This is a genomic window from Psychromonas sp. (genome assembly GCF_983033635.1).
Genome location: NZ_CEZLMY010000043.1, coordinates 1 through 25,344 on the forward strand (window position 1 = coordinate 1; position 25,344 = coordinate 25,344).

Consider the following 25,344-nt stretch of genomic DNA (forward strand, 5'->3'; position numbering starts at 1 on the left):
TCAGTTGGCGACTAAAGCATTTGACGCTATTGGTTGTAGCGGCTGGGGACGTGTTGACTTTATGTTGGATGAACAAGGTTCTTGGAATTTGCTGGAAGTAAATACGGTACCTGGTATGACCGAAACAAGCTTAGTACCTAAAGCTGCTAAGCAAGCCGGTTATGATTTTGACCAGCTTGTTTTCGAAATATTAAAGCAAACACTGTAATAGTATGTGGGATAATTTAAAACAGGTGAAAATTGGAAAGTGGATCAGCTTACTTTTTTTTCTCACTTTAATTTATACCCTGCAAAGCAGTTATTTTAAATTAAAGAGCTGGTTAACGGATGAACAATCTTTACCGTTAACCTCTTTAATTTTGACCGGAAACATAGAGCACGTTTTAGAAGATGATGTGCGCTCAATATTGATTGAGCAGAAAGACAGATTAAACTTTTTTACATTAGAAATAGCGCAAATTCAGCAGCAACTTGAAAATATGCCATGGGTTTATTCGGCATCTATTCGCAAACGTTGGCCTGATACATTGAAAATTCATATTGTTGAGCAATCAATAGTCGCAATATGGAATGATCGAGCTTTGCTAAATCGTTTCGGTGAAATAATTGAAGCATCGCCTGATACGGTTGTAAATGACTATGTCGCGCTTTATGGTGAAGATGAGTTCGCCAATGATATTTTGACAACTTATATGAAAATTCATCAGTTGTTAAAAGTGAATAAATTTAAAATCGCTTCATTAAGAAGTGATAAACGTCATTCGAGTGATATCGTTTTAGAAAATGGTATCGCATTACGTTTAGGTCAGGAACAGAAGCTTGATCGTATTCAGCGTTTTTTAAGTGTATTTCCGTTGATACAAAACGAATATGACGTCAGCACAATCAGTTATGTAGATCTGCGTTACGACACTGGATTTGCAATTGGTTGGAAAAATAAAAATATCGAAGTTAATTAAAAATGACACAATTTATGTGTCATTTGCTAAATGATAAACGGTGAATCTTGAGTATGGAAAGTAGTTACACAGTTGGATTAGATATTGGCAGTAGTAAAATTGTACTCTTAATTGGTGAGCAATTAGACAATGGTTTTATTAATATTGTCGGTGTCGGCGAAGCACCTGCAAAAGGTGTTGATAAAGGCTCTGTTACCGATTTAGACTCCGTTGTGCTGGCTATTCAGGATGCATTATCACGTGCTGAAGAGATGGCCGATTGTAAAGTTTCGTCGGTTAATTTATCAATTTCAGGATCTCATATTGAATCGTTAAATGAAGCGGGCACTTGGGCTATCGAAGATCGCGAAGTAACCGCTTATGATGTTGAAAGTGTGCTGCATAATGCGCGCTCAATTAAAATTCGCGATGATCAACGTTTACTGCATGTAATACCGCAAGAGTATTCAATTGATTCTCAAGGCCGTATTAACAATCCTGTTGGTTTATCCGGGGTGAAATTAAAAGCAGATGTGCATTTAATTACCTGTCATAACGATCTTGTTAAAAATTTAGAAAAAGCGGTTGAACGATGTGGTTTAGCAATTGACCAATTAACCTTTTCCGGTGTTGCTTCAAGTTCAGCCATTTTAAGTGAAGATGAAAAAGAACTTGGTGTTTGTGTTGTTGATATGGGCAGCGGCACCATGGATATTTCTGTTTATATTGCAGGTGCATTACGCCATAGTTCGGTTTTAGACTATGCGGGTAATTCTGTAACTAATGATATTGCCATTGCGTTTAGCGCACCGCCAACATCAGCAGAAAAAGTTAAAGTTAAATATGGATGTTTAATATGCGATAATATCAGTCCGGATGAGATGATTGAGTTACCGAGTGTAGGCGGCAGGCCCGCTCGCAGTTTACAGCGGCAAACATTAGTCGATGTGATAGAGCCTCGTTACACTGAATTACTCGGAATGATTAAAAAAGAGTTATATAAGCTGGACAGCGCACTTGAAACTGAAGGATTAAAGCAGCAACTTGCAGCTGGCATTGTTATAACAGGTGGTGCTGCACAAATTGAAGGTTTGGTTGAAGTCGCAGAGAAAGTTTTTGATAATATGCAAGTACGCATAGGTAAACCGCAAAACATACAAGGTTTAGCTGATGATGTCGATACGCCTGCATATTCAACAGCACTTGGTTTATTACGTTATAAAAATGATGAGTTCGCTGAAAGCCAAGAGGCTGTAGAAGAAAATCGTTTATCCGTTTTTTTGCATAAGCTAAAAAGCTGGATAAAAAAAGAATATTAGTGGGTATGATATATCTCACGAAGGTGGAGAGATACAATGTCTGAAGATTTAAATAAAGTGGAAAAAGAGCAAATGTTTGAAATAGTTGATGAAGAGCATACAGAACAAGCGGTCATTAAAGTAGTTGGCGTTGGTGGCGGTGGTGGTAATGCAATCAACTACATGATTGCACAGGGCCTGACGGGTGCTGAATTTATTGCCATGAACACCGATGCGCAAGCATTGCGTTCATCAAAAGCAGATGTTCGTTTACAACTTGGTGTAACTATTACAAATGGCTTAGGTGCTGGTGCAAACCCTGAAATTGGTTATAAATCAGCATTAGAAGATAAAGAGAAGATCCGTGAAATGCTTACAGGTGCAGATGTTGTCTTTATTGCTGCAGGCATGGGGGGCGGAACAGGAACGGGTGCATCACCTGTTGTGGCTGAAGTTGCCAATGAACTGGGCGCATTAACCATTGGTGTGGTTTCTAAACCTTCATTCTTTGAAGGAAAAAAACGCATTAATTATGCTAACCAAGGTATTGCTCGTTTATCTGAACATATTGATTCTTTATTAATTATTCCTAATGATAAATTACAAAAATCACTGCCTAAAGGTGTTTCATTCCTTGGTGCATTAGAAGCTGCTAATAATGTCTTATATGATGCCGTTTCTGGTTTCTCTGCCATTATTAATAATGAAGAAAGTACCATTAATATTGACTTTGCAGATGTCAGAACAGTAATGACAGAAGCGGGCACAACGGCTGTAATGGGGATTGGTATTGCATCTGGTGAAGAGCGTGCCGAAGAAGCGGTTGAGCAGGCGATCTCTTGTCCACTACTTGAAGATGTTGATCTTTCTAATGCACGCGGTGTGTTAGTGCATATGGTTGCAGGTATGGACTTTAGTTTAGATGAATATGAAACGGTTGGTGAAGCATTAAGAGAATTTGCTTCTGATGACTCGCAAATTATTATTGGTGTTACTGTTGATCCTAAAATTGATACTGCTGAATTACATGTCACAGTGATTGTTACAGGTCTTGGTGAGCGTAAATCTGATTTAACAGTCGTCAAAAACCCAACAATGACTGTTGAAACTAATATAACGGAAGCTGTAAAAGAAGAAGTAGCTGCTAGTGCAAATGAACAGAGTGAAGTGCAAGAAAATATCGAAGCTGCACCAAAACCTGAGGGGAGTTATTTAGATATTCCTGCATTTTTGCGTAAACAAGCTGATTAAGTATCAGTTGTGTGTGATCAGTTTGTGATAAAGATCGCAAACTGCTATACTTTGAAAACTCAAAGTGAGCGATAGGGGACTACGATGATTAAACAAAGAACATTAAAGAAAAGTGTAAAATCAACAGGTATTGGTTTACATTCAGGCAATAAAGTAACGATTGAGTTACATCCTGCGCCTGCCAATACAGGTATTGTTTATCGTCGTATTGATTTAGATCCTATCGTAAGCTTCAAAGCACATGCTCAAGCGGTACAAGAAACCCTTTTATGTACTTGTCTGGTTAACGAACAAGGTGAGAAAATCTCTACCGTTGAACATCTTTCAGCTGCACTTGCGGGCCTAGGTATTGATAATATTATTATTGATGTTGATGCCCCTGAAATTCCAATTATGGATGGCAGTGCAAGTCCGTTTATTTTCCTTTTACAATCAGCTGGTATTGAAGAGCTTAACGCCCCGAAAAAGTTCATTCGTGTTAAAAAAACCGTACGTGTTGAAGATCCAAAAGATGGAAAATGGGCTGAATTACAGCCGTCAAAGTCAGGTTTTAGTTTAGATTTTAAAATTGACTTCGATCATCCTGTTTTTGAAGGTCAAAATCAGCATGTGGAAATGGACTTTTCTGGTGAGCTATTTGTTAAAGATATTAGCCGTGCAAGAACCTTTGGTTTTATGAAAGGCGTTGAACAGTTACAAGCAAATAATTTAGCGTTAGGTGCAAGTTTAGATAATGCGATTGGTTTAGATGAATTCCGCGTTTTAAACCCAGAAGGTTTACGCTATGAAGATGAATTCGTAAAACATAAAGTATTAGATGCGATTGGTGATTTATACCTTTCTGGTTACACCATTTTAGGCCATCTAAAAGCATATAAAACAGGGCATGCACTTAACAACCAACTGTTATGTGCGTTATTAGCCGATCAAGAAGCTTGGGAAATGGTGACATTCGAAGAGCCGGTTAGTGAATCTCCTGTTCAGTATATCGAACCTGTATTTGCAGTTTAAGCAACCCACTTAAACAACACTCAAATTTTAAAAGCCCTTTAGTTAACGACAACGTTTTCTAAAGGGCTTTTTTGTTTGATTACCTCAAAGCGCAAGAATTATTATTGATGTAGCTGTTAGCTTAGCTATACTTTTCTTATAGAAGTGAATCAATGAGGTGACCAATGTATTCAGCTCAGGTTGAAAGAATAACCAAGCAACTTTTGTCGGATGATATAAGAGGTAGTTTATTATCACTACCTGAAAATCTAATCTCCTTGCGTCGCTTGTGTCATATGCCCAACACTGATGTTTATGATATAGAATTGGCGGTAGCAAAAGAACCTTCTTTTGCTGCCTATATTCTTAAATTAGCTAATTCTGCTCTTTACGGATCGGGAAAAATTCCTTGTCAAAACCTCGTTAGTGTTATCAGACGCCTAGGGATGCACAGTGTGAGTCAATATGCATTGACCTTTGCACTTAAAAAGTGTCATGAGCTGTCAAATGTGCCAGAAGATATTTTTTCATTGCTACGTGCAAATTGGCAGTTAGCTTGGGGATTGTCACAAGAGGCAACACAGCTTTATTCGCAGCATCGCTTGACTGGAAATAAAGAGGTAAAAAAAATCGATCTGTCAGATGTTTTGATGCTTGGTGTACTGCTGCATACTGGGAGGTTAGCGGTATTTAGTGATTTTTGGCTGCAATATCAAGATGGAAATTTTTATGAAGAAAAATATATTTGTGAAACATCAGATAAACTTAATGTGGAATTATTACCCTTGTTATTTACCCATTGGGGCTTACCCTCTAGTTACTCTCAGCTCTTTACTGTCATACCGGAAATTAAACAACCACTGCACGCTATTGATTACCTGTTCGCGGCTGCATTATTAAAAGCCTGCCCTAAAAAACAATCGTCAGATCTGCCTGCACATTACAATTTTGTATTAGCGACGTTTAATTCAGCTCAGATTATAAGGTTGGCTGAACGTATATCTTATTTGGGGATATTAACCATGGATGATCTGAATTTAGATGATATTACAGAGTAGTGAAACCGCTGCGAGCAGAGTTTTTTCTGCCATGATCGCTGGCTGGTTTTTCCTTTTGTCTGTCAAGGCTGCAACCGACTGGGCAGCCATCTCTTTTTATCAAAAGAATCGAGAGTAACTTAAAAAGAAATATAATCCTGAAGTTGAGTCTATCTCAACCAAGGGACTATCGGTAATCGAGTTACCATACCAGGTTTTAGCCAGACCAATTCGAGTTAAACCATTAAGAATGCTATTTGTTGCTGCACTGACTCCTACTGTTGAATTTAATGCGTAATCAGGCGAATATTGTTCTCTTGTTGCGGTTACCTCGTGGGCTCGAACACCATAATAATAATTAACCATATTGGAATCCTGATATTTTAGACCGATTGAAGGTTCGATAAAAAATGCCCCTAATCTCCAAACATAACTTAAATTTGCACTGGACTCATAACCTTTATAGTTTCCTAAAATATCAAACATCACACTGTAATCGATGCGTGCATTATTAAATTTATATTCGACACCTATTCCTGCATCCATGGATGATTTACGTTTATCCATCCCCTTAAAAACGTCACTGTCACTTTCATCAAAACCTGCAAATCTTGGCGCTAATTTTATTGAAAAGCTCAATTTATCAAAATCAGCAATATCATAAGATGCAAATGGTCCAAAAATTCTTAGATCTTCTCCTCTATAGCCGACCACTGGTATTGGGATGACTCGTATATCATAGCCTTTGTATATCTCTTGATTTATGCCTAATCCGAAACCATAAATGAATCCATAGGGCTCTATTCTTGCTCGATCATCAGCAAATGTTTGAGCAGAGCAAGTAAGCGCGGTTACTAGCAATATGGATTGACTGATAAAACACGTTTTCATTAAGTTGTCCTTTAACTTTTGATATCCATGGATAGCTGAGTGAGCGAGGAGAACCATGATTTTCTCATAAAAAAAGAGAAAGGCATTCACCTTTCTCCTTTAAATCTCTAACTTATACCCAAACTACTTCAAGATGCAAATTCAGATCTTCGCCCGGATGCTAGAACAAGACGCAACATGATGAGAATGGTTATTCCCTTTTCAAGTGTTGCAACGCAGTGCTAGCTTTCGGGCGAAACTCCCGAAGGGCAAGGCGATAAACGATGATCTTCGTTGTTAGAAGGTTTTGATTTAGAGTGACTAGATCATCAACCTTCTGCCTAGAATCTCATCATTTATCGACTTGCTGATTCTTGCATCTTGAGGTAGCTTGGGTATATATATTAAGTTTTATACTGTTACTAACTGCGCAGGTAACTCAGGATCCTGATTTTCATTTTGCTGTTTATTTGGAATCCGGAAAATAAGCACATAAGTCACCGGCAATACAATCAGTGTCAGTAGCGTAGCAAAACCTAAACCAAAAATAATAGTCACCGCCATTGATTTAAAGAAAGGGTCGAACAGCAGTGGGATCATACCCAGCATAGTGGTAATCGCTGCCATACATACCGGACGAACACGGCTTACTGATGATTCAAACACCGCATCATACGGGGCTTTTCCTTCATTTAGCTCGACACGGATTTGGTCAATCAGGACGATGCCGTTCTTAACGACCATGCCGCTTAAACTGAGCAGCCCCAGTATGGCCATAAAGCTAAATGGTGCGTCGAATATCAACAGGCCAGATGCAATACCAATAATCGCCAAAGGCACATTAAACCAGATCACCAGCGGCTGTCTTACCGAGTTAAATAATACCACGGTAATCAGGAACATAGCTAAATACCCCATAGGCAATGAACTGGCAATACCGGCTTGCGCTTCGCTGGAGGTTTCGAATTCACCGCCCCATTCCAGTTTATAACCAGCAGGCAGTGCAATCGCTTCTACTTTAGGGCGCAATTTACGCAGCACAGAATCTGCTGTTTCATCGCTGCCAAGCAGAGGATCAGCAAATACGGCAAGTACACGTTTGCGGTCACGACGCATAATTATCGGGTTTTCCCACTCGCTGGCAAATGACGATACGATTTGAGTTACCGGCACAAAGGCGCTGTTTTCAGCACTCCATACCTGCAGCTTTAACAAGCTGTCGGCGTCAAGGCGCTCTTGCTCCGGCGCACGGGCCACAATCGGCAATAAGTGTGATTGCTCTCGATACGTGCCTACCGGCATACCGCTGAAGTTAACCAGCATGGCTGTATCAAGATCCTGTTTGCTGATTCCCACTTTCTTCGCTTGCGCATTGTTTACCTGCGGGCGAATAACATTCACCTGGTTACGCCAGTTATGACGCACGTTTTCCGCGCTCGGCTCAGCAATCATGATTTGCTCAGCCTGACTTGCCAGCTTACGCAGTACGATAGGATCATCACCATAAAAGCGTGCTTCAATTTTTGCAGCCGGTGCCGGGCCGTTCTCCATCAGTTTGACGCGGAACTGTGCTTCCGGGTAGTTATCGCGAAGCTGTTTAGTCAGCTCCGGCACACCTGCACTCAGCGATTGCAGATCATTCATTTCAATAAGCAACTGGGCATAAGCGTTGTAGCCTTTTTCCGGCGCATAGGGCAGAACATAGCGCTGTGCGCCTTGGCCGATAACTGAGGTGATATTTTTAAGGCCAACGCCAACCTCTTTATCATGGCTGATAATTTTGTCTTCAACCTGACTGACAAAACTTTCTGTTGCGCGAATATCGGTACCTTCCGGCATCCATATATCAACCAAGAAAATGGGCGTGCTAGAAGCAGGGAAGAAGACGTTTTTCACATGTCCCATACCGATTATTGCCGCTACTAGCATTGCGATCACCAGTGCTAAACTAAGCAGTCGGAAGCGCATTGCCAAGGATAAAATAGTGCGGTACGCAGTAAAGAATGCACCTTTGTAGAGATCTTCCTCGCTGTCACTTACTTCACCATCTTTAAATAACAGGTGGCAGAAGAAAGGGGTGATGGTGATGGCGGTGATCCAGCTGAGAAATAGGGAGATGAATAATACTTGAAATAACGATAAGCAGAATTCGCCGGTTGCATTGTCTGATAAGCCGATCGGGGCAAAGGCTAATATTGCAACAATTGTCGCGCCCAATAACGGCCATTGAGTCTGCTTTACAATATCACCAGCGGCCTGATAACGGGTTTGACCGCGCTTTAAGCCGATCAATATCCCTTCGGTCACCACAATGGCATTATCCACCAGCATTCCCAGCGCAATAATCAGCGCTCCCAAGGAAATAATCTGCAGCTGAATATTCAATACTTTCATTACAATGAAAGTACCTAATATGGTCAGCAGCAGCACGACGCCCATCAATAAACCTGAACGGACTCCCATAAAAACTAGGAGAACAAGGATCACGATCGCGATGGCCTCGGCAAGGTTGAGCAGGAAACCTGTAACCGACTTATCCACCATCGCGCCTTGATCGTATACGGTATTCAGGCTCATCCCCAGCGGAAGTTTGGACTGCAACTCAGAAATCTGCGCTGCAATCGCCTTGGAAATATCAACGACATTTACACCTGAGGTGAATGAGATACCCAGCGACAGAGCGTTATTCCCCATATTGTGGTAAATCAGCTTAGGTGTTTCAGTTTCGGTTTTGTAGACGTTGGCAATATCACCCAGATGTACCATATCTTTGCTGCCCGGCGGGCTGACCAGGAGACGCTGCATTTCGCTGACATTGGCAAATTCGCCGGTCGGGTTGATACGAATTCTTCCCTGACCGACGCGAATTGCGCCTGCGTTAGAGACAACATTCTGATTCTTAATCTGCTGGTAAATATAATTCTGATCCAGTCCGAGTGCGGCCAGTTTCTGCTGGCTGATTTCAACTACCACCTGCTCTTGTGGCGCACCAACAACAGAAACCTTTTTGACGCCATCAATCATTACCAGTTCACGGCGTAAAAAATTGGCATAGTTTTCAAGTTCCCGGTAGCTGTATCCTTCGCCGGTGATATTCATCAAGATGCCAAATACATCGGAAAAGTCATCAATCACTTGCGGCGAAGCGGCTCCCGGTGGTAAATCAGCAACAGCATCATTGACCTTGCGGCGCAGCTCATCCCAAATTTGCGGCAGGGCCTTGGCATCATACTGCTCTTTCATCTCCACTTCGATTTGCGATAAACCCGCGCTGTTAATCGAGGTAATATGTTTTATTTGCGACATCTGCTGAATTGCATCTTCGAGTCTCAGTGTGACTTCTTCTTCAACTTGTTCCGGCGAAGCGCCCGGATAGGGGGTGATAACAAGCGCATTCTTTATGGTGAACTCAGGAAACTCTAACTGACCAAGGCCGGTAAATGAGATGCTACCGCCAATAAGCATCAGCAGGATAAACATCCAACTGATCACTTTATGATTAATACTGTAATGTGCGATATTCATCAATTACACTCCTCTTTCCCAGCGAAGTGGTTTAACTTCCATGCCCGGTTTAATTGCGAACGCACCGACAGCGACAACCTGATCACCTTTGTTTAATCCGGATAACACTTCAATACCATTAGTGCGCACCTGCCCTAATGTCACGTTTACCGGCTCAACCTGGTTATTAGCGGGGTTAAAACGCCAGACGTTGGTCATGCCGTCGATATCGCTTTTGACAATCGCAGATTGCGGTAAAACCGCAATAGAATTAGCATGTTCTGCGCTGAGCTGACTACGGTAATTACTTGACATATCAAGCAGTAATTCGGCGCTCATTCCCGGAAGCACATCTAAACCCGGCGCGGGTTTAAAGCTGAAAGTCACTGCATAGGTTTGTGTACCCTGGCTGACTTTGCTTGAACGTTCTTTGTAATTAACCGCATAGGTCTGTTTGCTTAGCCCATGGGAAAAACGTATGCGAGGTTGATATTCCAGATCTAACTTGTTTTCTTCTAAGCTGATAATCAATGACTCCGGCACCTGAATGGTAACATCCATCAGCTGATTCCCCTGTAGCGACAACACTACCTGTGAGGCTTGGATCATCTGATAATTGTCAGATTCAACCTTTGCCACAATGCCTGAGAAAGGGGCTGTTAAACGGGTATATTTGAGTTGATCCTGCGCTGCATTCAATGCTGATTTAGTCGACTTTAAGTTCGCTTTGGCACGGTCAAATTCAGCTTTAGAAATTAGTTTTCGGTTTAACAGCTGCTCTTTACGCTGGTAATCAAGTTCGGCTAAATCGTAATTTGCCTCTGCGTTTAACAGGTTATTTTTCGCATCTCGATCGTCAAGTTGTGCCAGTAACTGTCCTTTCTTGACTTTCTGGCCTTCGAACAAACCCAGTTTGACCAGCTCACCGCTAATGCGAAACGCCAAATCCGCCTGTTGGTTTGCCGCCAATTCGGCAGGGAAAATACGACTTTTCTGAAAAGCTGAATCTCCAATTGTTATCAATTTTACCGGGCGAACTGTTGTAGTTAGTGCTTCCGCACTCACGGCAGAGTCGCACCCTGTTAACAGCGAGCTTATTAAAATAGTACCTGACAGCATAGCCAGCAAGCGGAGGTTGGTTGAGATCATTAAATCATTCCTTATAGTTATCTCTTAGCTTTGCATAACTATAACCTGCTAGTTCACAACTAAAAACCGAACTAAATAGAACTTAATGTTTCACTTTATGGAACGTTATTTTATTAATAAGCGTGCTAAAGTCTCTCAAAATAGAAATGAGCCGATGCGAATAGAGTGTTATGAAAACAGAAGATATTAAGTTATTTCATCAAATAGTTGATAGCGGTAGTTTGAATCGAACTTCTGAAATATTCAGCCTGCCAAAATCGAATATCAGCCGGCGTATTAAAGGACTTGAAGAAGAGCTCAATATTCTGCTGTTTCACCGTCAAAACCGTGCGATGCAGCTAACCGATGCCGGGGTTAAGTTTTACGACAAAACTAAAACGATATTGCAGGAGCTTGAAGTTGGTCTTCAAGAAATCAGCGCCCCGAGTTATGAAGTTTCAGGGCACTTACGTATTCAGTTATTACCCCTGCCGATGTTACTTGACATTGGTCGGATGATTTTCCGTTTTATGGATATCTACCCGAAGATAAGTATTGAAATATTTAACAGTTCAGAAGATAAAAATCTGCTTGATAATCATATTGATGTTGCTTTACGTGTCGGCGAAAAGCTGCAGGATTCCAGTCTGGTTGCCCGTTCATTTGGTGAGACTTCTTTTGGTTTTTACTGCACGCAGCAGTATATAAAAGAGCATGGTCTGCCATTGACAGCAGAGGATCTAAAGAAGTTGAATGTAATTCGTTACCGTTTTCCAAACGGTCAGATTTACAGTCAGTTGCCTTTTGGTAAAGAGCTAAGCATTGAGGTTTCCGGCAACCTGATTATGAATAGTGTGCCGTTAATGCTGGAAGCCTGTTTACAGAACCGGGGTATTATTTTCATTCCTGAACAAGCGGCAGACTTCTATCTGGAGAAAGGCATGTTAGTGCGTTTATTCAGCGATATTGAACCATCAATACACTATGGCTGGTTAGTTTACCCCTACAGAAAGCACCTTTCTCTGGCTGCGCGAACCTTTATTGACTACATACTCTCGGAAGTGGAAAACAGTGCCTTATTGACATGCGGCAGTAATGATCTGCGTGACACGATAATTTAATCGGCGACTTGTCAGCACCACTGCCGGGTATCTTCTCGCATGGTAAAAAACACGGCAGCCTTTGATTGCATATTATTAACTGCAGAACAGGGCCTGTATTATTAATCAGTAACTTAATCTGGCTGTATGGGACATTCAAGGCATTCAATAGCAGTTTGATTTATTAACAATTTTATTTATTTAACAGGAACATATTCATGACCAGCAAACGAATCTCTTCAGCTGTATTAATCGCTTTAAGCAGCCTTAGTTACTCTGTGAATGCCGATGATTTATTACAAATATATCAAGTCGCTAAACTGAAAGATCCGATTATTCTAAAAAACAAAGCGCAATATGATCTGTACTTGGAAAAAGTCAGCGAAGCTAATGCGGCATTATTACCGCAGGTTGGTTTCGGGCTGAATGCAGGTTACAGCAGTGTCAGTGATAACAGTTATTCGAACTCAAATTACGGTGCCAATTTATCATTATCACAATCGCTTTATAACGGCACATACTGGCAGCAGCTGGATATTGCAGAAAAACAGGTAACTCAATATGCTGCCGTTTATGGTTATGCCGCACAAGAGCTGTTACTTCGCAGTGCAACAGCTTACTTTGATGTATTACGTGCAGACGAAGCGGTCAGATCTATTAAAGCTAATAAACGTGCTGTTGAACGTCAACTACAGCAGACTAAACAACGTTTTGCAGTCGGATTAATCGCAATTACCGATGTTCACGAAGCACAAGCCGAATTTGACAGAACGCTTGCTGACCAGATAAGCGCTGAAAATACCCTTGCTAATACCTACTACGCGCTACATGAATTAACCGGGCAAGATGTTGCTAAGGTTTCTTACCTCGATATAAACACTTTTTCTCCGCAGAAATTAGAGGCGAGTGTACAGTTATGGCGTAATAAAGCGTTGCAGCATAATTTAAGTCTGCATGAAAAACGGATCGCAAAAGAGCTCGCGAAAATGCAGATAGAGCGTGCGAAAACAGGGCATCTGCCGACATTAGATTTCACCGCCGGACTAGGTTATGACAACAGCAGCTATGACAACGCTCCACAGCGTGATGCAGATCTCAGCAGCGGCACGCTAGGGTTAAGTTTAAATGTGCCGATTTATTCCGGCGGCAGTATCAGTTCACAGGTAAAACAAGCGCAATATAATTTTATTATCGCAAGTGAAGATTTAGTGCAGACGTTCCGCAGTACAGAAGTGCAAATCAGCAGTGGTTACAATAACGTCGCGGCTTCTTTAAGTTCCATTCATGCTTATCAGCAAACCGTAATCTCTTCAAAAAGCGCCCTAGAGGCAACTGAAGCCGGCTTTGAAGTGGGTACTCGAACCGTTGTTGATGTACTCGATGCAACGCGCAGTTTATATGCATCTGAAAATCAGTTAGCCAATGCACGCTACGATTACATTATTAATATGCTGCTGCTTAAGTTTTCAGCTGGAACTTTAGCTGAACAAGATATTGCGGAACTTTCCGCAGGCTTAATCGATAGGAAAAATGAATTCGTCAAATGAGTTAATATTTGTTTGCTATCAGCAATCATTGTTTATGGTTCTCTTTCGTGCGCAACTGTAACCTGAGAACCTGTTGCTCAAAAGTAAACCAAATGAAACTTATGGTTTTACTTTATAGAACGAACCTTCTATGCTGGAGCAATAGAGCGCCATTGATAAAACGAGACATAAGCAGCGTATTATGAAAACAGAAGATATTAAGCTATTTCACCAAGTCGTCGATGCAGGCAGTCTGGTTCGTGCTTCGGAGATATTTGAGCTGCCTAAATCGAATATCAGCCGACGTATTAAAGCACTCGAAGAAGAGCTCAATATTCGCCTCTTTCATCGCCAAAACCGCGCGATGCAGCTGACTGATGCCGGGGTAAAGTTTTACGACAAAACGAAAATTATGCTCAATGAACTGGAAGCCAGTATTCAGGAGATCAGCGCACCCACCTATGAGGTTTCCGGGCATCTGCGAATTCAATTATTACCCTTGCCAGATTTACTCGACATTGGACGCAAGATCTTCAAGTTTATGGATATCTACCCGAAAATAAGCGTTGAAGTCCTTAACAGCTCTGAAGATAAAAACCTGGTGGAAAATCATATTGATGTTGCCATGCGTATCGGCGAAGTATTGGAAGATTCCAGCTTGGTTGCCCGCCCGTATAAAAAGGTTTCATTTGGTTTTTACAGTACGCCGCAGTATATTGAAGAGCATGGTTTGCCATTAACGGCAGAGGATCTTAAAAAGCTCAATATGATCCGTTACCGTTTTCCCAACGGACAAATTTATAGCCAGCTGCCTTTTGGTAAAGATAAAACGGTTGAAGTCTCCGGTAATCTGATTATGAACAGTGTGCCGTTAATTATAGAAGCCTGTTTACAGAATCGAGGTGTTATTTTTATGGCCGAACAGGTAGCAGACTTTTATGTAGAAAAAGGTTTATTAATGCGTTTATTTAATGATATTGAGCCGTCAATAAACTACGGCTGGCTGGTGTATCCTTCCCGTAAACATCTTTCTCTGGCCGCGCGCACTTTTATTGATTATATGCTGCAGGACGTCGACGGCAGCACAGAATGTCTAAGCATCGACAGCGATCTACGCGGAATGACGATTTAACCGTAACCATGCTTAAACCTGACTGTTAGAATTAGAGCGTACCTCCCGACTTGCTGACTCCTGCATCTTCAGGTAGCTTGGGTATATCAGCATGCACTTATTCCGGTAACCAGTACTTATGTCAGAAAAGCAGCTCAGTTTTCTTGAAGGTTTAATCCTTTCTCGTCAGCAGTATGAAACGCCACAAGGTGTTGATCTGATATTGTGGCTTGCTACTGAGTCTGGTCCCTGCCGATTAGTTATTCCGAGGCAACGTTATGTATTTATTGTGCAGCAGAAAGATCTGCTGCAGGCACAAGCGCTCTGGTCTGCACAACAACTGATTGTGCAGGAGATCCGTCCGTTATCCTTAAAATCGTTTCATGCGCAGCCCGTTGCGGCTATCTACAGTTTAACGAATAAAGATTTTCGTGCGCTTCAGGCAGTATTGGACGGTGCAAAAATCCCCTACTTTGAAGCGGATATCAAGATCAGTGATCGTTACCTAATGGAGCGTTTTATCTATGGCTGCGCTAAAGTTAGCGGCGATATTCAATGGTCTGGGCGTTATTGGATATGCCAAGCGCCGAAACTGTTACCTGGTAATGTTTCACCGACACTTAAATTAGTATCTCTTGATCTGGAGTGCAGTCCTCAGGGCGAGCTTTATTCGATTGGTCTGAGTTATGGTAATGGCAACGCAGCTCAACAATCAACTGAGACAGAAATTGCTCCCTATTCAATCGTATTGATGATTGGTGAAGCCAGGCAGCTTGATGATATAAATATCCACTGGGTCGAAAATGAACAGAGCCTGTTACTTGCTCTGCAAGAGTGGTTCAATCAACATGATCCCGATGCCATTATCGGCTGGGCGGTTGCTAACTTTGATCTACGCCTGTTAGCCAAACGCGCCGAAGTGCATAATATGCCTTTAAGGCTAGGGCGAGACGGTTCGCCACTACGCTGGTTAGCACACCATAATGAGCCGCAACAAGGCTCTGTTATCCTAAATGGCCGGGTTGTATTGGATGGTATTGAGCAACTTAAAAACGCCAGTTGGCAGTTTGAGAGTTTCAGTCTGGAGTTTGTCAGCCAGTCGATGTTTTCTGAAGGTAAACTGATCACAACTGCGCATAACAAGGGGCTGGAAATCCAGCGCCAGTTTGAACAGGATCCGGTATCTCTGGCCCGTTATAACCTTCAGGACTGCCTGCTGGTCGAGCGAATTTTTGTCAAAGCACAATTAGCCGAATACACCATACAACGTGCTCGTTTAACGGGTTTAGCATTGGATCGTCGCGGCGCATCGGTGGCGGCTTTTACTAATCTTTATCTGCCATTGCTGCATCGTAGCGGCTATATCGCCCCTAATATCGGTGATATCGAAGCGCAACATTCTCCGGGTGGTTTTGTAATGGAGTCAACCCCCGGGCTTTATTCCTGGGTATTAGTACTCGATTTTAAATCCCTTTATCCGTCAATTATCCGTACCTTTAAGATAGATCCTATGGGGTTGATTGAAGGCTTAGATGAAGCTGAATCAGATGCAATTCCCGGTTTTCGAGGAGCCAGATTCAGCCGCAGCAAACATCACCTTCCTGGAATTCTTGATAAACTGAGCGCCGCTCGGGAACAAGCTAAAAAGGAAAACAACCAGCCATTTCAGCATGCGATTAAGATCATTATGAATAGTATGTATGGCGTATTGGGATCGAAGGGTTGCCGCTTTCACGATACACGTCTGGCAAGTTCAATTACCCTGCGCGGTCATCAGATTATGAAGGAGACGCGTGATTTTATCGAACAACAGGGGGAACAGGTGATTTATGGTGATACCGACTCCACCTTTGTGTGGTTGCAAAACTGTGAGAACGCGACAGATGCTAAAGTTCGAGGTGAAAAGCTGGAAAAACAGATTAACGACTATTGGTCTAACAAGCTTAAAAATGAGTTGCAACTCGACTGTTTTTTAGAAATTGAATTTGAAACCTGCTTTCGAAAGTTTTTTATGCCCACGCTTAGAGGATCAGAAACGGGATCTAAAAAACGCTACGTCGGGCTGAAGCAAACGCCAGCTGGTGAGCAGATGTTGTTTAAGGGGCTGGAGACAGTGCGCTCAGACTGGACTGAACTGGCGCGCGAATTTCAGCAAAGTTTATATGTCAAAGTGTTTGCGGGAGAGCCGATTGACAGCTTAATTATAAATACCGTTAATAATCTTAAAGCAGGGGAGCTTGACCAAAAACTGATCTATCATAAACGCCTGCGCCGGCCTTTACAGGCGTACTTGAAAAATGTACCACCACAAGTGCGGGCAGCCCGTTTAGCAGATCAGAACAATGCCCGATTAGGGCATCCACTACGTTACCAGCAACCTGGGCGAATAGGTTATCTGATCACCATAAACGGTCCTGAAGCACAGGAGTATCTTGAGTCGCCTATCGATTATCAGCATTATATAGATAAACAGCTTAAACCAATCGCTGAGGCTATCTTGCCATTACTGGGCAAGGACTTTGAGCAACTTATTTCAGATCAACTAGCTCTTTTCTGATTTTCAGAGGCAGCAAACGCCGTGTTATTATTTGTTATAATACGGCAGCTGGTGTTTCTTAAAATAGGTTTTTAAATAATCAATCAATAAGCGCAGTTTTTTAGATTCTGCAGCGCCTGGTGGAAATACCCCATAAACATCAATATTATTAAGCTGATAATCATCGAGTACAGATTCCAGGGTGCCCGCTTTTATTTTTGGCCAGGCATCATAGGTTGGAATTCGACCGAGACCGTGACCGCCTTCAATAAACGCGGTACGAGCAGCTGCATTGTTGGTACTGATAGTGCCGCTTACCTTAACGCTGAATGAGCGACTGCCTTTTTTCAGCTCTAAGACTCCTGATGTGAGTTTGTAAATCACCCAGTCATGTTCCGCTAACTCAGCAGGGCTGGTTGGGTAACCATGTTTTTGAAAATATTCAGGTGCGCCGCACAGGCAGGTGGGCAGGGTGGAAAGTTTGCTTGCCTGCAAACCGGAATCAGGTAATGGTGCACCGCGAATAGCCAGATCGATCCCCTCTTTCATAATATTAACCACTTCATCGGTGAGCATCACATCCAGTTCAATTTTAGGATAGAGCTTACGGAATTCATTGAGCGCCGGCACAATCGTTTGCAGGCCAGCATTCACCGGACAGGTGATTTTTAATAAGCCCACAGGTTCATTTTTTAAGTTTTCAATCTGCAGATTAGCGGCAGAAGCTTGTTCGGCAATAATACGGCAGCGCTGATAATATTGACTGCCCGCTTCAGTAAGGGCTATCGATCTGGTTGAACGATTGAGCAGTTTAATGGCCAAATGCGACTCAAGTTTTTTGATGTGATAACTAACCACAGCGCGAGATAAACCAATATGTTTGGCCGCTGCACTTAAACTGCCTTGCTCTACTACTTGCGCAAATACCACCATGCTTTTGAGCTGTTCAAATGAAATATCCATGCAATTCCCGCTAATCTTTAAATCAGACTATTGTATCAATTATTCTACCAATGATATCAATTATCTCTGCATGGTCGAATTTTAGATCTGGGCATATACTCTATCTGGTTAATTAATCGCAACGAGTTTATATCACTCTTTTAATAGGAATAAGAATATGAGCACTAAGAAAATATTAATGGTTTTAACGTCACACGAGTTTCTTGGTAACACAGGAGAGAAAACCGGTTTTTGGGTAGAAGAGTTTGCAGCGCCATATTATCTTTTTAAAGATGCCGGGGCTGTAATCACCCTGGCTTCTCCTGCTGGTGGTCAGCCTCCGATAGATCCTAAAAGTGAGTTAGCCGACTTTCAAACCGAAGCCACTAAGCGTTTTGATAGTGATATTGCAGCGCACCTGCAACTGGCTCATACAGAGATTCTTGCAACAATTAACCAAGCTGATTATGACGCTGTTTTTTACCCGGGAGGGCATGGCCCGTTATGGGATTTAACAAAAGACAGTGATTCAATCCGATTGATTGAGGCGTTCTTAAATGCCGACAAAGCGGTGGCAACTGTATGCCATGCAACGGCTGCCCTGTTAAATGCCAAAAACAGTTCAGACGAGTTTATTGTCAAAGACAAAGTGGTCGCAGGTTTTAGTAACAGTGAAGAAGATGCAGTGCAGTTAACTGATATTGTGCCTTTTTTATTAGAAGATGAATTAATTAAACGTGGCGCAGAATACCAAAAAGTCGCTGATTGGCATGCCTTTGCTGTGCAGGATGGCCTTATTATCTCTGGACAAAACCCTGCCAGTTCTGAGCTTGTTGCACAGAAACTACTTAATCACCTAAATGCATAATTATTATTTTAATAAATAGGAAAAACAGATGTTCAATTTTAGTTTTGAAAACCAGACTCGTATTCACTTTGGTGAAGGTCAAATTACAGCAATCACTAACGAGATCCCAACTGACGCAAAAGTATTAGTTGTTTATGGTGGTGGTTCAATAAAAAATAATGGCGTTTATGATCAGGTGGTTAGCGCATTACAAGATCACAGGTGGTTTGAGTTTTCAGGTGTTGAGCCCAACCCCAATTACGATACATTAATGAAAGCGCAGGCAGTGATTAAAGAACATGCTATTGATTATTTACTGGCAGTCGGTGGCGGCTCTGTAGTTGATGGCACAAAATTTATTGCGGCAGCAGCACTGTTTGCAGGTGATGATCCGTGGGATATTGTCGCTAAACAACAAAAGGTTGAGTCTGCCTTACCGATTGGCGTGGTATTAACTTTACCCGCAACGGGCTCGGAAACTAATATCGGCTCTGTGGTTACACGTGATGGTCATAAATTACCCTTTATGAGCCCTGCCGTGCGTCCTCAATTTGCTGTTTTAGATCCGGCGGTTACCTTATCGCTTTCGGATCGTCAAATTAGTAACGGTGTGGTTGATGCTTTTATCCATATTATGGAGCAGTACCTGACTTATGATGTTAACGGTAAAGTTCAGGATCGTTTTGCTGAAGGTTTATTACAAACATTGATCGAAGAGGGGCCAAAAGCCCTGCTGGCAGAGAGTAAAGATAACCTGGACGTTCGCGCAAACATTATGTGGTCGGCGACCATGGCACTCAATGGTTTAATCGGTGCGGGTGTAGCGCAAGATTGGTCAACACATATGATTGGCCATGAACTAACCGGCACTTACGGTATTGATCATGCGCGTACGCTTTCTATTGTTTTACCAGCCGTAATGAAAGTACGCCAGGAAGCTAAACATGGCAAACTGCTGCAATATGCGCAAAGAGTTTGGCATATAACGCAGGGCAGTGAAGAGCAGCAAATAGCGCAGGCGATTAAATTAACAGAAGAGTTTTTCCAACGCATGGCAATGCCAATCCGTTTATCGGATATTGAATTAGGAAAGTCTGATATTGATATCCTTATTTCAAAACTAGAGTTGCATGGCATGGTTGCGCTTGGTGAAAAGCAACAAATTACCTTAGCTGTGAGCCGTCAGATATTAGAACAAGCACTGTAAGCAAATTCAATAATGATTAATTGAGTAAATATAGGAATCGTTAATGACACAAACAAAACAGATAAATCGGCAGGTTTTATTAGCATCACGACCCTTTGGCGCGCCTGATGCGGCAAACTTTGAATTAACTGAAACAGCAAAACCTCAAGCTAAGCAAGGTGAGGTTTTATTGCGTACCGTTTACCTTTCATTAGATCCCTATATGCGTGGTCGCATGAGTGATGCAAAATCTTATGCGCCACCTGTAATGTTAGGTGAGCCGATGGTCGGTGGTGCGGTTTGCCGTGTTGAAGAATCACAGAATCCTGACTATCAAGTGGGTAATTGGGTTGTCTCTTTTGCGGGTTGGCAGGACTATAGCATTTCCAATGGTGAAGGTTTACTCAAATTAGACGCCAGTTTAACACACCGCTCTTATGCACTTGGTGTATTAGGCATGCCCGGTTTAACCGCTTATATGGGGCTATTAGATATCGGTCAACCTAAAGCGGGTGAAACAGTAGTTGTTGCAGCTGCGACTGGCGCAGTGGGCAGTTTGGTTGGACAGATAGCAAAATTAAAAGGCTGCAAGGTTGTGGGTATTGCTGGCGGTGCACGAAAGTGTCAATACGCTATTGAACAACTTGGTTTTGATTTTTGTATCGACCATAAATCCGCGGATTTAGCTGAGCACTTAGCTAATGTCTGCGTGGATGGCATTGATATCTATTTTGAAAATGTTGGCGGTAAAGTATTTGATGCGGTATTGCCATTACTCAATAGCAAAGCGCGTATCCCATTGTGTGGTCTTATTTCTCAGTATAACGCCACCGAGTTACCAAGTGGGCCGGATAGAATGTCAATGCTAATGGGCACTTTGCTTGTTAAGCGTATCAAAATGCAGGGATTTATTGTCTTTGATGATTATGGTGATCGTTATAATGAATTCAGTGAACAGATGGGGCAATGGGTAAGCGCTGGAGAAATTAAATATAAAGAGCAAATTGTTGATGGTTTAGAAAATGCGCCAACAGCTTTTATAGGGCTGCTTGAAGGTAAAAACTTCGGCAAGCTGATTGTGCGGGTTGGACCTGATAACTTAGAGTAGATGTTACCCTATGGCATAGTATAAAAATCACATCTAAATAAGATGATAAAACCGTTCAATAAACTCTGAGCGGTTTTATCATTACCCCACACCAAAAATGCTAATTAATTATTTTTTGAGTAAGTATCTGATAGTGTTGGCTATTTGTTTAGGATCGTCATGACCTGCAACAAGTATTTGGTAACGACCATTAACGATAAAAGTCGGTACTGAGTTGATACCTGATTGCGTTGATAAACGCTGCACATTATCAACTTTACTTATCAATTTATCACTTTGTTGCTTGTTGAATTGGAATGGGCTAATAAGATCTCGTGAAGTGAATGCGTCTGCAATGGCCTCTTTTCTCTGCGCTTCTGTACTGCCTTTACCCATCTGTATTGCTGCAAATAGCTGATCCATAAAAGCATGGTCTGGCACGCTGCCTAACTGCATTTCAGCTGCATAATAGAACATAGCAGCGACATGTGCAGACTGATTAAAGGTGATATGCATTTTACCAATCTCAGCGTCTGCTTGTTTGCTGATCTGGGGTAAAACATTTTCCATTTTACGACAGTGACCACAAGTTAAGGAGAAGACTTCGGTGACCGGGGATAGTGCTTTATCTTCAAGCAACTCCGGCAGTGTGACGTATTGTTTACCCTCTTTTGGAATGGCAGAGTCACTGCAGGCGATTAAAAACAGAGCTGAAGAAAGTACAATAAGGAGTGGTTTGATAGACAATTTCATTTAGTTCTCTCGCATAATTATTTAGTTGGCTAATTGTTTTTTAAGTAGTAAAAACAGACCATAACATTATTGGATTGCCAACAGAAAGGGCGGATAGCAAAAACAGTGCGGCGTTGTTTATTTTCTTTTCCAAAATCTATTTCCAAGGTGGTTTTAGGAGAGAGCGGACTGCCTTAAGGCACGCCTTATCAACTTACAATCTATTACCTGTAGGTTTTGGAGTGCTGAATATAAAATGCGAGGAGTACAGCGCATAAAGGCTTTATTTGAATAGGCTGAATCTGCAATATTCAAAGCTCCAAAATGAACGTAATCAAGTTAATACTTATTAAAAATGGAATAATCGCCTGCTATTTAGCTGTGTACCATAAGGCTTTTTCCGCAAGAGGCGTTGCTTGAGGCAAAAATGGGTTTTGCAGTCTAAAGATATTTCGCTTATCTATCTTAGTTAGTTCAAAAATTTCCTTATTAGCAGGATGATTTTTAAATAACTGCTCAAACGAACCATCTTTAATAGCAATACGTAATCCTCTTTCTAACCTGTCGGCAAGTTTATTATTCTGTTTGTTTACAAAAAAATAGATCGGAGCAGGATATTGCAGTAACAAGGTTTTTTCCACTACAAGATTTTTATCCGGGTGCGCTTTAACTTCTGCCCATGCTTCATTTACTCCTCGAGGAAAATAATCAAAGCGTTTGTATTGTAGCATTCCAAATAAGCCATCATAATTGATACTGTCAACTACCTTGATACCGTTGGCTCTGAGAATTTGTGTATCCGGCCAATCCCTGCCTTGACCTGCAGTTAACTGTTTAAGATCATCTAAGGTCTGGATGCCCGCAAACCTGGGTTCTTCGCCTTTACGAATAATAAAAATGCGGTACCCCAATAGCCCCTTCAGCAAGGGGATGCGTACAGCTTGCAACTCAGCTTCTCGTTTTGTAGAGGTCATGGTCCATACCACATCAATACCTTGAGCACGCTTTAATTGTTCAAGCGCCCGCTTTTGATACATGGTTTTTTCTGACATCACTAATATCGATGAGTCGTCCATATCGGAGGTCTTGTCCAAGGCTAAACGCAACATATCAATATAATAATGATTGCGCAGATCCTTAGCACTTTCAGGACGAATATGCCGGACTTTCAAATCGTTTGCCCAAACGATACCAGAGTAAGTTAATAACACGGCTAAAAGAAAATAAATTTTCTTCATACTTAATTCCTTAAAAAATATTCCAATTTACTCCGTCTATCTGAAAACTAACGTTTCAATGAGCAACAATCGTGCTTAAGCTATACTTTATCTATCTGATTTTAATAGCTGCAAGTTGAGTATAGCGTATTGATGGTATTCAAGAGCGCTCTTGGGTAAAACCTGATGATGGTTTTGTTAAGTATTCCTATACTCGCCATAACTTGTTTTACACAAATAGGGAAGGTTTGCAATAAACAATGCTAAAAATAGACTTTTAAGAGAAAAAAGATCTCATGGATAGGTCATTTATCGCACAAAAAGAAGATCTTAATCACATTTACCCCGTAACCCCCTTGATGAAACCTGATAAATATTTAAAACTTTATTTTGCAAACGTTCCCGAAAGCGTTGTTTAATGTTGCTTATGTAACAAATCAATTTAAGAAATGGAGATCAAATCATGAAAAAAAGCCTATTATCACTTGCAGTATCTTTTGCCGTAACTTGCTCTGGTGCAGCCTGGGCGCAAGGAGATGCTGCAGAGTTAGAGCAGAGAATTGCTAATCTGGAGCAGCGTTTAGAAAAATCTGAAAAAACAGCTGATGAAGCCCTTGATAAAGCTTCCGCTTTTGAATTTCACGGGTATGCACGTTCAGGTTTGTTAATGGATGACAATCTGAACGGCGCAACTGGTACTGGGCCATACATGACAGCAGCAGGAGCGCTGGGTGGTGCCGTCGGTCGTCTAGGCTTAGAAGATGATCACTATGTTGAAGTGGTGCTTGATCATAAGAGCCAAAAAGAAGATGGTTCTTGGTCAAAATATCGGATCATGTTGGCAGACAGTGTCGAAACGAATAATGAATGGACTGGCGCTGAATCACAACTGAATGTGCGTCAAGTTTTTGCGGAAATAGGGAACTTAGCATCATTCTCTGGTGCATTTGAAAATGCTTCTATCTGGGCAGGTAAACGTTTTGACCGCGATAATTTCGATATTCACTTTATAGATAGTGATATTGTTTTTCTATCAGGAACGGGTATCGGTCTTTATGACGTACAACTTAGCGAAGATTGGAAAGCAAACTTCTCTATCTATGGGCGTGATTTTGGTACAATTGACAGCTCTGGTGTCGAGGTTGAAAACTATATTGCGACTATGAATAACTATATGGGACCGTGGCAGTTGATGTTAAGTGGTATGACAGCTGCTGATAATGAAGAAAGAAGTGCAGATCGCGCTGACACGGGTCTTCATGCATTGCTTGCTTACCATGCTGGCAGCTTCTACGGGATGAGTGACGGTTTCTCTAAAACGGGTGTGTTATTCGGCACGGGTTTAGGGGCTGAGCTGAAAGGTATTGGTTCAAATGGTAGTCTTAATGAAGACGCTCAGGCGGTTCGCTTATTCAGTTACGGTGTAACTTCTTTTGCAGATAACTGGCGCATCGCACCTGCTCTTTTAGCTGAGTATAGCCAAGACAGATTTGTAGACTCTGATGAGTTCATGTGGGCTACGTTCAATGTACGTGTGGCGCAAGAACTAACCAAGAATTTTGAAATGGTCTACGAGGGTTCATACCAGTATATGGATCTAGATAACGGAGTTGATCAAGCTGACGGCAGTTATTACAAAGCCACCATTGCACCGACCTTTAAGTTAGATACTGCCGCAGGATTTTTTGAGCGTCCTGAAATTCGTGTAACGGCTTCGTATGTTGATTGGAGTGAAGATCTGGATAACTACTCTGTCAGCTTATCCGATGACGCCAGCACTATGGGTGAAGGCGGTGAGTTTATCATCGGAATGCAGATGGAAACATGGTTCTAATTGATACGTTCATTGCGGCTCTCTTGCGCAATAGTCCTGGTTATATTTAGGATCCCTAATTTTGTTCGTTAGACTCATTTACGGTGGCCTTGCGTCACCGTTTTTTACAAACGTTCCCACAATGTCATTTTGGAACTAACGGAATAGAAATTTTCATTTGGAGGAAGTTATGAATTATCCAAAAGTAGCAAGCCAACTTGTAGAAAAGCT

Annotated in this window: 19 protein-coding genes and 1 pseudogene; 14 read left to right on the top strand and 6 right to left on the bottom strand. The window is 41.8% G+C overall.

Features of this window, described 5'->3' with window-relative positions:
* The 6 genes and pseudogenes from AC4GME_RS08055 to AC4GME_RS08080 form a co-directional block, all read left to right on the top strand.
* A pseudogene (locus AC4GME_RS08055) lies at positions 1-208 on the top strand (D-alanine--D-alanine ligase); the annotation flags it as partial.
* Between the two features lie 4 nt (positions 209-212).
* Complete coding sequence (locus AC4GME_RS08060; RefSeq protein WP_490375878.1) at positions 213-959, top strand: cell division protein FtsQ/DivIB; 747 nt, start codon at positions 213-215, stop codon at positions 957-959.
* Positions 960-1,012: 53 nt separating this feature from the next.
* Positions 1,013-2,257 (top strand): cell division protein FtsA, encoded by a 1,245-nt coding sequence (gene ftsA, locus AC4GME_RS08065; RefSeq protein ID WP_490375877.1) that lies wholly within the window; start codon positions 1,013-1,015, stop codon positions 2,255-2,257.
* Between the two features lie 36 nt (positions 2,258-2,293).
* Positions 2,294-3,487, top strand: coding sequence for a cell division protein FtsZ (gene ftsZ / locus AC4GME_RS08070; RefSeq protein WP_490375876.1), 1,194 nt, complete (start codon positions 2,294-2,296; stop codon positions 3,485-3,487).
* Between the two features lie 84 nt (positions 3,488-3,571).
* Entirely contained in the window at positions 3,572-4,498 is a 927-nt protein-coding gene (lpxC, locus tag AC4GME_RS08075) for a UDP-3-O-acyl-N-acetylglucosamine deacetylase (RefSeq protein ID WP_490375875.1), read from the top strand.
* 164 nt (positions 4,499-4,662) lie between these two features.
* Positions 4,663-5,535 (top strand): HDOD domain-containing protein, encoded by an 873-nt coding sequence (locus tag AC4GME_RS08080; protein WP_490375874.1) that lies wholly within the window; start codon positions 4,663-4,665, stop codon positions 5,533-5,535.
* A 99-nt stretch (positions 5,536-5,634) separates the two neighbouring features.
* Here AC4GME_RS08080 and AC4GME_RS08085 read toward each other — a convergent pair whose 3' ends face one another.
* The 3 genes from AC4GME_RS08085 to AC4GME_RS08095 form a co-directional block, all read right to left on the bottom strand.
* The gene (locus AC4GME_RS08085; protein WP_490379216.1) at positions 5,635-6,405 is read right to left on the bottom strand and encodes a MipA/OmpV family protein; all 771 of its coding nucleotides are present in this window, start codon (positions 6,403-6,405) and stop codon (positions 5,635-5,637) included.
* Between the two features lie 390 nt (positions 6,406-6,795).
* Positions 6,796-9,909, bottom strand: coding sequence for an efflux RND transporter permease subunit (locus AC4GME_RS08090; protein ID WP_490375872.1), 3,114 nt, complete (start codon positions 9,907-9,909; stop codon positions 6,796-6,798).
* A 3-nt stretch (positions 9,910-9,912) separates the two neighbouring features.
* The gene (locus AC4GME_RS08095) at positions 9,913-11,037 is read right to left on the bottom strand and encodes an efflux RND transporter periplasmic adaptor subunit (protein ID WP_490375871.1); all 1,125 of its coding nucleotides are present in this window, start codon (positions 11,035-11,037) and stop codon (positions 9,913-9,915) included.
* 170 nt (positions 11,038-11,207) lie between these two features.
* Here AC4GME_RS08095 and AC4GME_RS08100 point away from each other — a divergent pair, with 170 nt between their 5' ends.
* The 4 genes from AC4GME_RS08100 to AC4GME_RS08115 all read left to right on the top strand — a co-directional run bounded on the left by AC4GME_RS08100 (position 11,208) and on the right by AC4GME_RS08115 (position 17,310).
* Positions 11,208-12,137, top strand: coding sequence for a LysR family transcriptional regulator (locus AC4GME_RS08100; RefSeq protein WP_490375870.1), 930 nt, complete (start codon positions 11,208-11,210; stop codon positions 12,135-12,137).
* A gap of 197 nt (positions 12,138-12,334) precedes the next feature.
* Positions 12,335-13,663: a TolC family outer membrane protein gene (locus tag AC4GME_RS08105; protein WP_490379217.1), complete on the top strand. Its 1,329-nt coding sequence runs from the start codon at positions 12,335-12,337 to the stop codon at positions 13,661-13,663.
* A 181-nt stretch (positions 13,664-13,844) separates the two neighbouring features.
* Entirely contained in the window at positions 13,845-14,774 is a 930-nt protein-coding gene (locus tag AC4GME_RS08110; RefSeq protein WP_490375868.1) for a LysR family transcriptional regulator, read from the top strand.
* Positions 14,775-14,892: 118 nt separating this feature from the next.
* The gene (locus tag AC4GME_RS08115; protein ID WP_490379218.1) at positions 14,893-17,310 is read left to right on the top strand and encodes a DNA polymerase II; all 2,418 of its coding nucleotides are present in this window, start codon (positions 14,893-14,895) and stop codon (positions 17,308-17,310) included.
* A gap of 27 nt (positions 17,311-17,337) precedes the next feature.
* Here the strand turns inward: AC4GME_RS08115 and AC4GME_RS08120 are convergent, their stop codons facing one another.
* On the bottom strand, positions 17,338-18,252 hold the full coding sequence (locus AC4GME_RS08120; protein WP_490377697.1) for a LysR family transcriptional regulator: 915 nt from the start codon (positions 18,250-18,252) through the stop codon (positions 17,338-17,340).
* 157 nt (positions 18,253-18,409) lie between these two features.
* On the opposite strand from AC4GME_RS08120, the gene AC4GME_RS08125 reads away from it, so the two are divergent.
* Genes AC4GME_RS08125 through AC4GME_RS08135 form a run of 3 tightly spaced genes read left to right on the top strand, consistent with a single transcriptional unit; the run spans position 18,410 to position 21,372 of the window.
* Positions 18,410-19,099, top strand: a complete 690-nt coding sequence (locus AC4GME_RS08125) for a type 1 glutamine amidotransferase domain-containing protein (RefSeq protein WP_490377696.1) — start codon at positions 18,410-18,412, stop codon at positions 19,097-19,099.
* Positions 19,100-19,127: 28 nt separating this feature from the next.
* Positions 19,128-20,285, top strand: coding sequence for an iron-containing alcohol dehydrogenase (locus tag AC4GME_RS08130; RefSeq protein WP_490377695.1), 1,158 nt, complete (start codon positions 19,128-19,130; stop codon positions 20,283-20,285).
* Between the two features lie 43 nt (positions 20,286-20,328).
* On the top strand, positions 20,329-21,372 hold the full coding sequence (locus tag AC4GME_RS08135; protein WP_490377694.1) for an NADP-dependent oxidoreductase: 1,044 nt from the start codon (positions 20,329-20,331) through the stop codon (positions 21,370-21,372).
* Positions 21,373-21,480: 108 nt separating this feature from the next.
* Here AC4GME_RS08135 and AC4GME_RS08140 read toward each other — a convergent pair whose 3' ends face one another.
* Both AC4GME_RS08140 and AC4GME_RS08145 read right to left on the bottom strand, forming a co-directional pair.
* Positions 21,481-22,104, bottom strand: a complete 624-nt coding sequence (locus AC4GME_RS08140; RefSeq protein ID WP_490377693.1) for a thiol:disulfide interchange protein DsbA/DsbL — start codon at positions 22,102-22,104, stop codon at positions 21,481-21,483.
* 350 nt (positions 22,105-22,454) lie between these two features.
* Complete coding sequence (locus AC4GME_RS08145; protein WP_490377692.1) at positions 22,455-23,321, bottom strand: substrate-binding periplasmic protein; 867 nt, start codon at positions 23,319-23,321, stop codon at positions 22,455-22,457.
* Positions 23,322-23,763: 442 nt separating this feature from the next.
* Between AC4GME_RS08145 and AC4GME_RS08150 the strand changes: the two genes are divergently transcribed.
* Positions 23,764-25,134, top strand: a complete 1,371-nt coding sequence (locus AC4GME_RS08150; protein ID WP_490377691.1) for a carbohydrate porin — start codon at positions 23,764-23,766, stop codon at positions 25,132-25,134.
* Positions 25,135-25,344: the final 210 nt, after the last annotated feature.

What these genes read in the sequence shown, in the direction of transcription:
- AC4GME_RS08060 (WP_490375878.1), top strand. Translation starts at nt 213, where the DNA reads ATGTGGGATAATTTAAAACAGGTGAAAATTGGAAAGTGGATCAGCTTA.
- ftsA (WP_490375877.1), top strand. Translation starts at nt 1,013, where the DNA reads ATGGAAAGTAGTTACACAGTTGGATTAGATATTGGCAGTAGTAAAATT.
- ftsZ (WP_490375876.1), top strand. Translation starts at nt 2,294, where the DNA reads ATGTCTGAAGATTTAAATAAAGTGGAAAAAGAGCAAATGTTTGAAATA.
- lpxC (WP_490375875.1), top strand. Translation starts at nt 3,572, where the DNA reads ATGATTAAACAAAGAACATTAAAGAAAAGTGTAAAATCAACAGGTATT.
- AC4GME_RS08080 (WP_490375874.1), top strand. Translation starts at nt 4,663, where the DNA reads ATGTATTCAGCTCAGGTTGAAAGAATAACCAAGCAACTTTTGTCGGAT.
- AC4GME_RS08085 (WP_490379216.1), bottom strand. Translation starts at nt 6,405, where the DNA reads ATGAAAACGTGTTTTATCAGTCAATCCATATTGCTAGTAACCGCGCTT.
- AC4GME_RS08090 (WP_490375872.1), bottom strand. Translation starts at nt 9,909, where the DNA reads ATGAATATCGCACATTACAGTATTAATCATAAAGTGATCAGTTGGATG.
- AC4GME_RS08095 (WP_490375871.1), bottom strand. Translation starts at nt 11,037, where the DNA reads ATGATCTCAACCAACCTCCGCTTGCTGGCTATGCTGTCAGGTACTATT.
- AC4GME_RS08100 (WP_490375870.1), top strand. Translation starts at nt 11,208, where the DNA reads ATGAAAACAGAAGATATTAAGTTATTTCATCAAATAGTTGATAGCGGT.
- AC4GME_RS08105 (WP_490379217.1), top strand. Translation starts at nt 12,335, where the DNA reads ATGACCAGCAAACGAATCTCTTCAGCTGTATTAATCGCTTTAAGCAGC.
- AC4GME_RS08110 (WP_490375868.1), top strand. Translation starts at nt 13,845, where the DNA reads ATGAAAACAGAAGATATTAAGCTATTTCACCAAGTCGTCGATGCAGGC.
- AC4GME_RS08115 (WP_490379218.1), top strand. Translation starts at nt 14,893, where the DNA reads ATGTCAGAAAAGCAGCTCAGTTTTCTTGAAGGTTTAATCCTTTCTCGT.
- AC4GME_RS08120 (WP_490377697.1), bottom strand. Translation starts at nt 18,252, where the DNA reads ATGGATATTTCATTTGAACAGCTCAAAAGCATGGTGGTATTTGCGCAA.
- AC4GME_RS08125 (WP_490377696.1), top strand. Translation starts at nt 18,410, where the DNA reads ATGAGCACTAAGAAAATATTAATGGTTTTAACGTCACACGAGTTTCTT.
- AC4GME_RS08130 (WP_490377695.1), top strand. Translation starts at nt 19,128, where the DNA reads ATGTTCAATTTTAGTTTTGAAAACCAGACTCGTATTCACTTTGGTGAA.
- AC4GME_RS08135 (WP_490377694.1), top strand. Translation starts at nt 20,329, where the DNA reads ATGACACAAACAAAACAGATAAATCGGCAGGTTTTATTAGCATCACGA.
- AC4GME_RS08140 (WP_490377693.1), bottom strand. Translation starts at nt 22,104, where the DNA reads ATGAAATTGTCTATCAAACCACTCCTTATTGTACTTTCTTCAGCTCTG.
- AC4GME_RS08145 (WP_490377692.1), bottom strand. Translation starts at nt 23,321, where the DNA reads ATGAAGAAAATTTATTTTCTTTTAGCCGTGTTATTAACTTACTCTGGT.
- AC4GME_RS08150 (WP_490377691.1), top strand. Translation starts at nt 23,764, where the DNA reads ATGAAAAAAAGCCTATTATCACTTGCAGTATCTTTTGCCGTAACTTGC.